Source organism: Vibrio campbellii CAIM 519 = NBRC 15631 = ATCC 25920, assembly GCF_002163755.1.
Lineage (GTDB): Bacteria > Pseudomonadota > Gammaproteobacteria > Enterobacterales > Vibrionaceae > Vibrio > Vibrio campbellii.
Window position 1 is genome coordinate 861742 of record NZ_CP015864.1, and the last position, 14494, is coordinate 876235.

The following is a 14494-nucleotide window of genomic DNA, read 5'->3' on the forward strand; positions in this document are numbered from 1 at the left end:
CCGGCTCTCTTTTTTTATTTGAATCTTTGAATTCGATTAGAAGTGCAATTGAATCACTGAAACAACCACAGCACCAGGTCGACGCACACCTTCGATTTCTACTTTGATTTCACGCTCGATCTCAAGACCTTTCTTAATTGGAGTAATTTTAGTTAGCGTACTTGATGCACGAACATTATTACCCGCTTTCACTGGGTAAGGGAAACGCACTTGGTTCAGACCTAGGTTCACCACTAGCTTCGCCGTTGGGAACATTGGGTTTGATGGATCAACAGAGTCTGTCAGCTTAGGCAACAGCGCTAGTGTTAGGAAACCGTGTGCGATCGTCGTTTTGAATGGAGACTCAGAAGCAGCACGCTCAGGATCCGTGTGAATCCATTGCATATCTTCAGTTACAGAACCGAATTGGTTAATACGCTCTTGAGATACATAAACCCAGTCACCCACGTGAATCACTTCGCCCACCTTGTCGCTTAGCTCATCAAATAGAACTTGCGCTTCTGGCTTAAGCACGATCGGCTCAGGTTGAGGGATCACTTCTTCATTCACAGCAGGTTGCTGGTGATCGCGTACTTTAGAAAATAAGAAGCTGCTTTGTGCTCGACCTAAGAAGTCACTCCAGTAATCGCGTAGCGTTGGAGACATCCAATTCATAAACTCTGATTGGTGAGCAGAAATCGCACCAACTTTGTCTTTAAATAGACTTGTGACTTTCATAAAAACCCTTAGATAAATTCAGCACAACTGGCTCTACCAGTGAATTTTGAATTAGTTCACATTATGTTGCAAACACTTTCGGGCGAACACATGTTTACTCAAAGTCATTTAGTTCTTATTTTTCATGAGGATATAAATAAAACACTATTTTATTAAGTCACCACAACATAACGTAAATACTCTACAGAACACTGTAACAATCACCCTTTTGGGTATACCATCGCACTGCTTCCATCTTTAGGTGTGACCACAAAATAAGCAATCCGTTCTTTTTCATTAAAACAATGCTTTACAACGTTTCTGCCTCACCCTATTATACGTCCCGCAACGGAGAGATGGCTGAGTGGTTGAAAGCACCGGTCTTGAAAACCGGCATACGTTAATAGCGTATCTAGGGTTCAAATCCCTATCTCTCCGCCACATTTAGAAATCCCGTTGAGAAATCAACGGGATTTCGTCGTTTTAGCATTTGGAAAATTACGGGATTTCTAAATCCCTAGTCGTGTGCGACCCCAGCATTCCGCCACATTCTAGTAAAAAGCCCGCTAAGAGATTAGCGGGCTTTTTCGTACTTCAGTGCTTTAAAGGGATTATCCCAAATCCCTCCTTGAATGCAAGCCCAGCCCCCCGCACATTTAGAAAGCTCGTTGAGGAATCAACGGGCTTTCGTCGTTATGGCGCTTGGAACATTAAGGGATTTCTAAATCCCTAGTCGTGTGCGACCCCGGCGCTCCAGCAATGACTGTCCTCTTTTAATCTCTTCTAGATTTACCGACCAAACTCGTACTTCTCGTTATTGTTGAAAATATCTGTACTTCCCCCTTTCTAAGCATGCGTCAGACTTGCTATAACTAGAAACAACATAAAAATAAATCATGGAAGACAGACACAATGCCGATTCAATTTCATCAGCTTACTGCCAAGGAAAACACTTCTACTCTCTCTATCAACGATTGGCAGATTGAAACCGGGGAATCTTGGGGCATATTCAGCTCTGAAGGCGATATAGGTTCAATGCTTGGTGACTTGTTGTGTGGTGAGATAAAGCCTGAGTCTGGTGAACTGAACATCGATGGTTACCGGATTGCTCAGGTATCTCTCTCTGAGCAACAACGGCTGTTGGAACTAGAGATAGAAAAAGACGACACCGATTTTCTCGACCGTATTGACCAAGGAGTTCCGTTTCTCGCTTGATTTATGAAGCGTGTAAAGATGAAGCACTCACGCAAGCTCTGATTGAAGACCTCGACTTATCGCATCTAGCAGAAAGCGGATTCAGAGTGCTATCAACGGGTGAAACACGACGAGTCATGCTTGCGAGAGCACTCGCAGTAAAACCCGATCTGGTGTTGTTAGACAACCCATTTACCGGTTTAGATGTCGCGCACCGTGCGTCATTAGCAACGTATCTACAGACACTCTCTCAATCGGTACAAATGCTGATTACGTTTTCCCGTGAATCTGACATGCCCGACTGGATAGAACGTATTGCGCTGTTCAATGGTGGCAAGCTCGATAGTACCATGGACCGACAGAGCTGGGATCAGCACCCTATCATTGCACAGATAAAAGCGCAGTCAGAAAAACAAAGCGAGGAGATGATGGCGCTGATTCGTCAGCATCAGCACTCGACGCATTTCGACAACCCTATCTTTGAGTTAAAGAACGGTAAGGTGGAATACACTGAGAAAACCATTTTCACCGATTTGAGTTGGCGTATCGATAAAGGTCAACACTGGCAAGTTAAAGGCCCAAATGGCTGCGGGAAAAGCACATTACTAGGCCTTATCTTTGGTGATCATCCCCAATGTTACAGCAACGACATCCACATCTTTGGTAAAAAGCGTGGCAGTGGCGAGACCATTTGGGAAATTAAGCAGCACATTGGCATGGTGTCTTCAACGTTACATCTCCAGTACCGCGTGAACTGCAGTGCATTAGAAGTCATTCTGTCGGGCTTTTATGACTCCATTGGACTGTATTCTCAACCAAGCAAAAAAGAAATCAACATCGCGAAAGAGTGGCTGACGATTCTCCATATTGCGCAAAACGAGAAGACCTCCTTTAAACAACTAGAGTATGGTCAACAACGTTTATTGCTGATTGCTAGAGCGATAGTGAAACAGCCTACTCTGTTGATTTTGGACGAGCCTTATCAAGGATTAGATTACTTAGGGCGAGTTCTTGTGAAAAATACACTAGAGCTAATCGCGAAAGAAAATCTAAGCCAACTTCTCTACGTTTCCCATTATCAAGAAGATGGCTTAGACAGCATTCAAAACTATCTTGAGTTTAAGTTCGATCAAGCGTCTCAATGTTACAAGGGGCACATCGAATAAACGTCTACTCTCTATTGCCAACCACTTCGGCATAAGGGAGTGGCTTGGCATAGAAGTAACCTTGATGAATGTTCACCCCTAGCGCTTTTAAGTAGTCCGCTTGCTCTTTTGTCTCTACGCCTTCTGCAACCAACTCAACACTTAAATCGCCAGCCAGCCTGACTATGGCGTGTAATACTGACGAATTAACACTCTCAATCCCAATAGTGTCGACAAAGCACTTATCGATTTTCAAGTAATCGACCTTCATGTGCTGTAATACGGCTAAGGCGGTTTGCCCTGTACCAAAATCATCGATAAGCACTTGAATACCGTGGACTCGCAGAGCAGCGATATGTTGAATGGCGTTACTGTCTATCAACTGCCTTTCGGTAATTTCAATCCCTAATTCGACGTTGTGTTGTTTTAAAGTACGATGAATGTTCTCAATTTTTCTTATCACATGGGAATCAGATAAATAACCAGGCGGTACGTTGACGCCCAAATGTATCGACTCTTCCAATTTAACTTTTGAGAAGTCTTCGCAGGCTTTATCCAACACAAAGTCAGTTAGGCTTTCTACCAACCCACTCTCTTCTGCCACAGGTACAAATTCATCCGGAGAGATAAAACCTCTCAGTTTATGCGGCCATCGAACCAATGCCTCATAACCAAAGACTTTGCCTGTTTGAGCATCCACTTGAGGTTGATAGTAGAGCTTCAATTCACGCTTTCTGATTGCTTTTTTAAGCTCAGAGACCATGTTGCGCTGTGGATCGATAAAGCGACGGACGAGAAAAATGAATAAGTAAAAGGTCAGTAAAGCAGGAATGGAAGAATAGAAGGATGAGAAACGCTTTTGCTCGATAAAATCGTCACTTGCTTCAATTAAGATCTCATAATCGAAACTCGAAGAGTAATAAAGCGCAGTTTCGTTCTCACCATCTTTCGTTAAATCCATTGGTGCAGACTCATCACCAACAAAAATAGCAGTACGTTTAAGTCTAAAGTCATTTCGGTAACCAACCGTGGCAGCAAAGTAGTCTCGGTCGATGATGGTCACTGCTCTGTATTCAGGATGCTCTTCGCTAGTAATACTTAAGAACAAAACCTGATCTGGATAACCATTTACACGACCAAGTGAGAGTGTCTCTGGGCGATACACTTGGATATAGTCATCCGCAGGACGGGATATCGCACCGAGCTTTGACGAGCAGATTATTTCATCATCCTTGAGAATGAGCATCTCGTCGATGTGACGCTCGAACATTAAGTTATACTGTAGAGCCTCGCAATGCTCAGGGCGTAACAGGGCAGTGCGATTCTCTGCCTTAATCTGGTGAAAAATCTCCTCCACAACTGGAGTATCGTTATCAAGAATATGGACAAGATTTCGCTGAACACTTTGGTGAGATGAATAAAGTACTTCTGCCGCAACCAACGGTATAGGCAGAAGAAAAATAATGGCTTTTTTCAAAAGCTCTTTCTTTATCATTTAAATATTGTCTCTTCTGAATAAAACTAGGTAGCGAAAGAGTAAGTAGTGCCTTTCTATCAACTACTTATTGAGGCTCATTACTAAAAGGCACGACTATACCAATCTATCGATTGAGTATGGTTAACAAAATACAAAGCAGCAAACATAACAATGAGTTATTGATATGCGACTCATTTCAAAAAAGGAGTGTATCAATTTTCCTTACCCAAGTGCGATCCGTTAAGAGAAATTCACACAAAATTTTCCCACAGACTCTCTATTTTCAGCACAACTGCTCGTCTGGTTGTAGCGTTTTTCGTATTGCGTAAACGCGAATGCCCTCCTATCCCAAGACAAACGCGAACCTTTGGGCTGAGACAAACAAAATATTTATAGGCCACTTTCTCACCCTATGGAATATCCATTTCTAATTATTTTCCTTTTCTCAGCTATTAAGAATTATAGTTGTTGCCTATCCATTATCACGTTACAACACGCTCATGACGACAAACAAAGCCAACGCTAACCAAGTCAACGAAAAGGCGCTGCAATTGCTGATGCAAGTCGCAGTTAGTCAATTCCCAGTCTCTGCGAAAACGCTCAGTGAACAACTGAATGTGCCTTTAAGTAGTCTTTACCGGCACTTGAAGCTACTCAAAGAGTGGAACTTGATCGAAGAAAGCGTACACGACAAAACTTTTGTAGTTGGTCCTGCCGCCCTGCTGTTAATGCACAGCTATGAAACCGCTCAACACGGTTTGGATATGGTGGAAACCATTCTTGCTCGATTAGTTCAACAAACGGGTGAGATGGCGGCTTACATGGTGCCTTCTGGCTATCGTGCGCTTTGTGTCAGACAAAAAGAAAGTATGCAGGCGCTTCGATGCAGCTACGTCCAGGGTCAAAGTCAACCATTGCTTCGTGGCGCCTCATCTAAGGTGATGCTGGCTTTCATGCCTCAAAGCCGTTGCGAAAAAATCTTGCGTCATTTTGGGCAAGATCATCGCCTCAGCGAATGGGAACAGGAGCTTAGCACCATCCGTAAGAACGGATACGCTGTTAGTACATCAGAAATCGATCCTGGTGTATCTGGCATCAGTGCCCCAGTCATGAAAGGAAGTAAATTGATTGGCGCGGTCTCGGTGATGGCTCCGGCTCACCGAGTCGAGAAGGATAAGCAGCGTATCATTTTGCATGTGTTGCAGGCAGCGAGGGCGTTGCCGCCAGAAAGGTAATTCACCATGTTGAGCTTTTTCAAACGTTACAAACTTCATCGAGCGAATAAATCAATCCATCACTACCCTTTTTCTTTTATGACGGTATGTGAGCATTTAGCCCCGATGAGTCATGGAACGTTTGAATTAGCTGATCAGAGTCTTGAGAATGCCAGTGACTGGCTTTACCAACAGCATGACCAAGGCTCTGCTGCAAACCTTGGCCACTTTTCTCATCATCAAATTGAAACCGGCGACTTTCAAGAAACATTGAGCTTGTCTCTCTCACGCCACTCAGTACCCGTCGTTTTGTCAAATTGCACCGAGGCGATGTTATCCATGCTGCCTGTTGTGGTCAGCAACAATGACGAAGTTGGGATCATCCATATCGGTCACAAGATGAATCTTGAACCAACACTCGAACCACGCGTCGGTTCTGCATTCCATTTTGCCCTCTCGCGATACCAAAATGTCCGTTTGTTCTTTGCAGGCACAAGCGAACAAGACACAAAACAAGAAGCATGGGAATACGCAGAGGATCAAGGCTGTGACTGGGTAACAGACCGTGAGTTTACATTCCGTTTCCGAAATCATTTGAGGCAGCAAGTCGGCAACTATCTTGATCACTGTGACCAAATCATTATGTCGATTGATTTGGCGTCACTGCTTACTAAGAATCACCTTGATGGCACACCAGCACTAGATATTCAGATGGTGCTGCGTATGATTCGCTTGTGTTTAGTATCAGGAAAAGTAAAAGCGATTCAATTAGTCGGAGACCGAGATCGCCTTGTGTATTCGAAGCAAACTAAAGCGATTCTTGAAGAGTTGTACCAAATTGCCCCCTTGATTGACCACGTGGCTTAACTTGTTTTTAAACGGATAAAGCCACAGCCTTGTTGTGGCTTTGCCTTCAACACTCCAAATCACCCTTTTTACTTACGTTCTAACAAATTATTCCACCAAAAGTGTGACGCACTTCAGCCCAGGGTATTGAACTAAGATCACATTCAAGGTCTAATTCTTACATATGAAGTTGGTACAACATACGAAATAAAAAACAACCACAGTTCAATAAGTAAGCGTGATAAAAAACATTCGCTAAATCATATTCTGTGAGTCCATTACTCACTTTCGCTTGGTGCCATTAAGTTCCACTAAATTTAGGACACTTGATGATGCGCTTTTTCAGCATTTTAAGTACAGCATTACTCTTCCCGGTAATGGCAGAGGCAAAAGTTTATGACCTCGCCGATATAAAAACAGGCGATATAGTTAGCTTTTGTCCCACTGCGATAGAGATCCAGCAATCGGTAGGATATGACAAGGCATATTACTGCCACGGCGAAATATCTTTAGAGCAAGATATGCAAATCATTAACTCTAAAGATACTTATGTTCAGCTTCGTGCCTTTACAGGTTTAAACCTTAAAGGTAGGAATACTATTGGCTCCCCAGAAAGCCGAATAGACATCAAATCACTTTCCCAGGGGGTAATCATAAGCAATACAAATCATGAAACTGATTACACCTTTATCTATGGCGATATAAAAACCGATTATGCGGTTTCACTTGAAAACGTACTTATCGATGGTGATGTAGACTCAAAAGGTATGACTGTTGAACTAAAAGGCCTGTACAACGTGGTCAATGGTCAGGTCACCGCAAGTCAAAACCTAAAACTTGAGAACGCTCAGGTGTGCGGAGATGTTTGGTCATCTGGTGGTTTGGTAGAAATCGGGGCGAATAAGAACATTATTGTTGGTGGTCTTTTTTCACTCCAAGATCTAACACTTTCAAATACTGATGTTTTTGGTGCAATTGAATCCAAAGGCGCAAATATCACACTGAACAAAACATCCGTTTATGCAAAACATAAAGCAATTAAAGCTTTTCATACTGCAAGCTTTGTAGACGGTATTGGTCAAGTATGCGGAACAATCGAATCCCACCGAGTTAATAACGATATTACTCAGTTTTGCGGAAAGAGTGATCCAGATTGTACTTATGCAGCCAATAACTGCCCAGAAAAAGAAGTCCCATTTTGCGAGCTAGTTCCCCCAACGAATGGTGACTTCGACCTTGTCGTTACACCGACAGAAGATATGGTACTAATGTGTGGTGATGAATTGCCTCAGTTTACTGTAACCACAACCAATAATGGTGAAATGACAAGTGCTCAAGTGTTGGCTTCTCTCTCTGATCCTGACCTATTCACCCTTGAGATGGTTGAAAGAAAGCAGAAGATTGATGATAATAACTTTATCTCAAAAGATGACGGTACGCTGATAGTAAAAGTCGTTCCTAACAACATTGATGCTATCGCTCTCGATGCAAACTATACCCTCACCTTTACCATGGTGGATAACACAAACAAAATGCAGACTGTGCAGTTTATGTTTACGCCATATATGTTCGAAGCCTACGCAGAGGATCTAAGTAGCCTTAAAGAAATCCACGTCATATCTGGTAAATCACAAACCGTGGACACTCGCTTGTTGGCGTGTGCAGCTACCGGTGAACAAGTCATTGCAACCAATTATGATGGCAAACCTCAAATCACTCATCCTCTGATCAAACCCGCAGGCGGCAGCGAGGGCAACTTCAGTTATTCTGCAGATTTTAAAGACGGTCTCTCGAGTCACGGCTTAATCACGAATGAATCTGGATTGTTCTCTGTAAAAATGTCCGATAGGTTCGAGTGCTCAGGCTTCGCAGAATGTCCAGATGAAGGCTCCGTATACGTTGAAGGCACATTTGATGTGAAGTCTCGACCATGGACCCTAGCCATTTGTGACGGTTCAACCGCACTGGCTTCAGGTACTTCGAAAAGTGGCCCTGGGTTTATTGCCGCTGGAGAGCACTTCTCACTGACCGTTAAACCCATCATCTGGCAAAGCGGTGGCTCTGTTACCGGCGAAGTTAATACAAAGAGTTATTGCAACGCAGACGTTACTCACAACTTTATGTTAGAAGACGCGCCCGCGGCGAGCATCGTCATCAGCAGTAAACAAAAGACACCGACCGAAACCGCAAACCAATCTGATAAGTTACTGGAAAGTACCTTATCACTCACTCGTAGCCATACCGAGAGTGAGAACTCTCAATACACCTTCTCCGGCTTGTACTGGGAAGAAGTTGGCAGCCTAAAGATCAAAGCCAGTTTAAGTGGCCAGTATCTTGATATGACGGTTAACACTGGCTTTCGAAATGTGGGTCGTTTCTACGCCAAATACTTTAAGGTGAGGGAAGCGGAATGGAAGTACCCGACAAAACAAAACTTCATTTACATGAATCAACCATTTGAGGAGGTCCGTTATGACGTGGTTGCCCTCAATGCGGAAAAACAAGACATCGAGAATTACGTCTATTTCAATGCCAGCCTCCGAGAGCATTTCCATTTGGGTGAATTGAGTGACTACGTCGATCGCTTCATTCCACCAGCAGCGCACTCGGTTGAGTGGAACTTGGTGGGCGACGCAAGTGTCGGCACGTTCACAATCAAAAAAGCCAGTGGTAATGCGACTTGCGACAATAGCCCGTGTTGGGAGAAGGATGAGACGGATGGTCAGTATCCAGATGGCCCATTCAACAAAGACTCCAATTCAACACAGAGTGAAATCGGCCTAACTCACACAAATGTCGTCGACGAAATACACTTCTTTGATGACCGACATATCTTAGAACAGCAACCGGATATCCGCTTTGGTAGACTCAACTTCAAAGACGTTGGTGGCAACCAAGGCATGACAATTAAAGTTCCTCTGGATGTCGAAGTCTGGCAAAACGGCCGCTTTGTGACCCACTTTGAGGATAGCGCGACCAAAACAAATGGTGAGCATCATACTCGTACGCCAATTTGGTCTAACTCGGCCCCTAACAACACTTTGTTATCCGGCGAAGGTTCGATAATCGCTGGCAGAACCTATGGCATTGTTGCCAGCCAAGTCGATTCAGCACGAGAGCAAGTTCGCTTCCATTTGGACTTAAGCAGTGCGGGTAATAACTTACCTTGGCTTAAGTACAACTGGGATAAGAGTGACGCAGACGAAGACAACCCACCAACAGTAGTAACCTTTGGTATCCATCGCGGTAATGACCGCATTATTTACCGCGGAGAACCAAATTTTATTGGGATGAATTAAAACCTTAGCCGCATAAAAAAACGCCCCTCACGTGAGGGGCGTTTTTTATTTTGTTCAATTATTTAGAAGAGCGACGCGCTTTCAAGCGTTTTACCATCGCTAAGCGACGCTCTGCAGAGCCTTGGTCTGTTGCCGATTGGTTCGGGTTGTTACGACGGCCTTGGCGGTTCTTGAATGCAGGCTTTGAGTTTAGTTTCTCAATGTAAGATTCACGCTGTTTTGGCTCGTAACCTGCTAGCTCAATACGACGAATGCGTTGCTGGATTAGGTTTTCAACCTGCACCACTGTTAGCTCTTCTTCGCGGTTAACAAACGATACGGCGTGACCTTGTTTACCAGCACGACCTGTACGACCGATACGGTGAACGTAGTCTTCTGCAAGGAATGGCATATCGTAGTTCACTACGTGTGGTAGATCTTCAATATCCAGACCACGAGCGGCGACATCTGTTGCAACCATTACACGAGCTTTGCCTGTTTTGAATTCTTCTAACGCACGACGACGAGCGCTTTGTGCACGGTCACCATGACACACAACGGCTTTAATACCATCTAGCTTAAGCTCTTTCACAACATCGTTCGCAGTTTCTTTGTAGTTTACGAACACCAAGACTTGCTTCCAGTTCTTGCGGCCGATTAGCTCAGAAAGAAGCTCTGTCTTACGCTCTTGATCCACTGGGTAAAGTACGTGCGCAATAGTTTGTGCGGTTGTGTTTGCACGTTCTACTTCGATGCGCTTTGGCTTACGAAGGATATCTTTTGCCAATAGGTTCAACTGGCTCGATGTGGTTGCTGAGAACATCATGATTTGTGGGTCTGTATCCACATCCATCATGATTTTACGTACAGCATGGATAAAGCCCATATCAAGAATACGGTCCGCTTCATCAAACACAAGGAACTCGATGTTCGCAACTGATACGTTACCTTGCTCGATGTGCTCTTCTAGACGGCCAGGCGTCGCAACAAGAATATCCACACCACCTTCTAGCGCTGTCACTTGAGAAGACATCTTGCGGCCACCAAAGATCGCCGCAACCGATAGGTCTGTGTACTTAGTGTATGCTTTGATATTGTCTGCGATTTGCTCTGCTAGCTCACGAGTAGGCGCCATGATCAGTGCACTTGCCGTTTTGCGAGATGCGCTGCGACCGGATTCCAATAACTGTTGAATCATAGGCAGAGAGAACGCGGCAGTTTTACCCGTACCCGTTTGTGCCGTTGCAAAAATATCATGACCTTTACGGGCCATTGGAATCGCCTTCTGTTGAATTGGCGTTAACTTCTCATAACCGCATTCTGCCAGAGCTTTAACCACTTCTGGCGCAAAACCTTGAGATGAAAATGACATTGAGCGTATTCCTTAAACAAATCACTAAATAGCTATAAAAATTTTAGCGGTGCACTATACCCGAATTCCAGTGATTTATCTCACTTTTCTCATCCGTTAGCGTAAAAACTCATGGAATTACGCACCACTCGATTCCACACTTTTAATTTTATCCGTGCTTTTCCCTCATTAGATGAAGTAATATCGGTTTTTTCCCGACTTCTTCGCTTCATACATCGCCATATCCGCTTGATGCATTAACTCATCCAAGGTGCAGTTTGTCTCTTTCGCATAGCAACCACCAATTGAGGTCGTGACTTGATGGAACACATCAGGGCGAACCTCGATCGGGTCTTGAATCAATTGAATCAAAGACGACGCGAAATGTTCTGGATCTTTCATATGCTCTTGACTACTCAACAGAATAGCGAACTCATCGCCCCCTAATCGAGCAAGAAGCGCTTTACTGCCAAACACTCGCTGCATCACGGAAGCGACGTGTTGAAGGGTCTTATCGCCCGCCGCATGGCCGTACTCATCATTGATAAACTTGAAGCTATCAAGGTCAAGATATATCAAGCACACCTCTCTACCCGCTTTCAAACATTGGGACAAAGTCTCAGATGCTTGGCTTTGAAAAGCAGCGCGGTTAACCAAACCAGTCAGACTGTCATGATGCGCTAAGTAGTAAATACGTTGGTTGTCCGAGAACGCACGAAGCTGAAAGCGTGCAATGAGATAAGCCAAAACGATGCTCAACACCACACCCACTTGCATAAGCCATTCATGTTCGTACTTAGATTCAGATATATTTTCTCTTTTATTGAAATCAACATAAGAAACTAACTTCCAAGATGTAGAGCTGCTTTCACTAACATAATAATCCTGAAAGCAATATGGGTTGTGATAGCCATCGGTGCCGACCGACTCAATCGTTAAAATGCCCTCATCAGTTTCAATCTGACCCGATGTTGTATTTCGAATTTGATCTGCTAGGCCCGGGTAATCGGAATAAATAGTTTCGTCTTGCCGGTCGTTGTACATGAAAGCAAACTCGGTCTCCCGGTGCTCTTTATTGAACAGATAGAAGCCATTTTTATTGAGAAGCATATAGTTTGCTCCCTGATCAAGGTTGAACAACTCCATGCCCTCCATAAGATAGTTAGCCAAGTAGTTCACAACCACAATACCCCGCTTCTTTCCATCTTGGCCTAAAACAGGCGTCGCTAAACGGATCATCGGCTTAGCTGGCTCTTCAATCTCCCCGTGTTCTACATTCAAATCCATTGGTGAAACATAAATTTTGTTGCAACCAAGTTTTAGGGCTTCTGAAAAGTAGTAACGATGGCTTTTGTTTTGAAGTTCTATTTCTGGAACGACATGAGAATGGTGCTGTTCAAAATTGATACGAACTACTTCGTTACCCTTCATATCTATATACCGCAATTGATCATAGACTTCTTTTCGCTGGCTCACTGCTTCTAAAATAGACCGTAAACGAGAAAGCTTTTCACTGCGCTGCTCATCCTGAGGAAGATCGGTAATCTCATAAACGCGCTTTGCTGATACAATATCAGCCAACAATGCAGTTTCTCGCATGATCGAGCTCATTACCCACTCGATGTACTGTTTCTTTCCTTCTAACAATGCTTTTTGTTCGACACGAATGTTACTCTTCTCAGCATCTCTCGATGAAGACGCGTCGTAATGTATGATTACTCCAAAAACGGCTACCAACATAAAGAAGATCAATACAAAACGTAGACAAAAAAACCTCAGTTTTGAAAGAGTGAGGGCAGTATTCACGAGTCCTCCCGTATACGGCACAGTAAAAGTCGCACATTATAGTGACCTATGTCACATAAATATAGTTTATGGCCAAATATTCTTTCAACGTCATGAATTATCGCAGCAATCAAAAAGGCCTGAGCATTTGCTCAGGCCTTGTTCAATCTTAGTGGGCGTCTATTCTGAGATACCACAAAGCTTAAGTAGGATCGCTTCCAACTGATCCCAAGGCATCAATTGAGAATCAATAACCTCAAGGCGTGATTCGAAGCCCTGTAGGCTCATTTCATTGACTGAAACCACACCATTAGCAACGTTAAACGCGTAGCAACCTTGGTCAGTGTTCATCACCGCTTTGACACGTTCAGCCGTTAGCTCAGACAGCATAGAGAACAGTTGATCAAAGTTGAACGAGTATTCCGCGCCAAACAACCAACCGCAGCTGAAGTAGCCCTGTCCTTTATTCTCTTTACGGATAAACGCTTCACCCGGTGGCAGTTGGAATTGAGGCTCTTGGTGAGCGTGATCATGATGATGCGCTTCAATATGAGAAGAGGCACTGCCGTGCACACGCTCAATGTCCAATACTTCAATTGGTAAGTCACCATCGTGAATCAGCTTGCTGAACACTTTCGAAGGCGTTTGATCGGTCACCCAATCGTTGAACACATCGATATCGTGGCTTGTGCACAGGTCAACTTTGCTACCAATGACCACGTCTGCGCTATCAAGCTGGTCGACAAAGTTTTTATTAGAAAGGTACTTCTCGTTACTTAGGTTACGCGGGTCCACCAACGCAATTGTTGCTTTAAGATCCACGTACGGCTGGTACTGCTCAGAGGTTAGTGTCGCAACCACTTGCTTTGGATGGCCCAAGCCCGTTGGTTCAATAAGAAGACGATCTGGGTTCTGGCGCAGCAAAGCCGTAATACCAACAGACATAGGTACGCCTGCCGTGCAGCACATGCAGCCACCCGGTACCTCTTTGATCATCGCACCTTGGTCAGTCATCATCGCACCATCGATACCTATCTCACCAAACTCGTTCACCAACACCGCCCAGTTTTCATTTTCTGGTTTGTTTTTCAGTAAGTTCAGGATAGTCGTGGTTTTACCGACGCCAAGAAATCCCGTCAGTATGTTAGTAGGTACTCGATGTGACATGCTCTTCTCCGACAAACTTGTGCTTTAATGCTTGTCCAAAGTATACGGAGAATGTGACATGCTTCAACGCTTTTTATCGCGAGGGTCTAAGCCTTTATGCAGCGCTTCCGCTTTTGTCTGTTGAGCTTGTTGGTAATAACCTAACGCATCGGCATTTGTGACACCAGAAAGGTGCATACTGGTGTGAATCACACAAGTAAAGAACGCGACAATCGCTACAAGGATAGGAAGCAGTCCGAGGGTGTTTTCAAATTTTAAAGCGGCAATAGCCAAAGCGAAAACAACCGCAGAGGAAAGCGCAATGATCTTACTTCTATTGCTTTTCATGATAGTTCGCCTTA

At 44.1% G+C, this 14494-nt stretch carries 9 protein-coding genes, 1 tRNA gene and 1 pseudogene; 5 read left to right on the forward strand and 6 right to left on the reverse strand.

Going from position 1 to position 14494, the window contains the following annotated elements; all coding sequences use genetic code 11:
- Window positions 1–36 precede the first annotated feature (36 nt).
- Window positions 37–717, reverse strand: coding sequence for a MaoC family dehydratase (locus A8140_RS19790; protein ID WP_010643691.1), 681 nt, complete (start codon window positions 715–717; stop codon window positions 37–39).
- A 329-nt stretch (window positions 718–1046) separates the two neighbouring features.
- Here A8140_RS19790 and A8140_RS19795 point away from each other — a divergent pair.
- Window positions 1047–1137, forward strand: a tRNA-Ser gene (locus A8140_RS19795).
- 471 nt (window positions 1138–1608) lie between these two features.
- Window positions 1609–3056 (forward strand): annotated as a pseudogene (gene modF / locus A8140_RS19800) (molybdate ABC transporter ATP-binding protein ModF).
- A gap of 4 nt (window positions 3057–3060) precedes the next feature.
- Here modF and A8140_RS19805 read toward each other — a convergent pair.
- Window positions 3061–4530: an EAL domain-containing protein gene (locus A8140_RS19805; protein ID WP_005532444.1), complete on the reverse strand. Its 1470-nt coding sequence runs from the start codon at window positions 4528–4530 to the stop codon at window positions 3061–3063.
- A 482-nt stretch (window positions 4531–5012) separates the two neighbouring features.
- Here A8140_RS19805 and A8140_RS19810 point away from each other — a divergent pair, with 482 nt between their 5' ends.
- The 3 genes from A8140_RS19810 (at window position 5013) to A8140_RS19820 (ending at window position 9871) form a co-directional block, all read left to right on the forward strand.
- A complete protein-coding gene (locus A8140_RS19810; RefSeq protein ID WP_005442559.1) occupies window positions 5013–5747 on the forward strand; it encodes an IclR family transcriptional regulator in 735 nt (244 codons plus the stop codon).
- A gap of 6 nt (window positions 5748–5753) precedes the next feature.
- Window positions 5754–6593 (forward strand): hypothetical protein, encoded by an 840-nt coding sequence (locus A8140_RS19815; protein ID WP_005532442.1) that lies wholly within the window; start codon window positions 5754–5756, stop codon window positions 6591–6593.
- Window positions 6594–6904: 311 nt separating this feature from the next.
- A complete protein-coding gene (locus tag A8140_RS19820) occupies window positions 6905–9871 on the forward strand; it encodes a DUF6701 domain-containing protein (protein WP_005532441.1) in 2967 nt (988 codons plus the stop codon).
- A 58-nt stretch (window positions 9872–9929) separates the two neighbouring features.
- Here A8140_RS19820 and A8140_RS19825 read toward each other — a convergent pair whose 3' ends face one another.
- The 4 genes from A8140_RS19825 to A8140_RS19840 form a co-directional block, all read right to left on the reverse strand.
- Window positions 9930–11222 carry a DEAD/DEAH box helicase gene (locus A8140_RS19825; RefSeq protein WP_005532440.1) on the reverse strand — a complete coding sequence of 431 codons (1293 nt, stop codon included), beginning with the start codon at window positions 11220–11222 and terminating at the stop codon, window positions 9930–9932.
- Window positions 11223–11390: 168 nt separating this feature from the next.
- On the reverse strand, window positions 11391–13007 hold the full coding sequence (locus tag A8140_RS19830; RefSeq protein ID WP_033000205.1) for a sensor domain-containing diguanylate cyclase: 1617 nt from the start codon (window positions 13005–13007) through the stop codon (window positions 11391–11393).
- A 159-nt stretch (window positions 13008–13166) separates the two neighbouring features.
- Window positions 13167–14153, reverse strand: a complete 987-nt coding sequence (locus tag A8140_RS19835; protein ID WP_005433589.1) for a CobW family GTP-binding protein — start codon at window positions 14151–14153, stop codon at window positions 13167–13169.
- A gap of 63 nt (window positions 14154–14216) precedes the next feature.
- A complete protein-coding gene (locus tag A8140_RS19840) occupies window positions 14217–14480 on the reverse strand; it encodes a hypothetical protein (protein WP_005532438.1) in 264 nt (87 codons plus the stop codon).
- Between the last annotated feature and the right edge of the window lie 14 nt (window positions 14481–14494).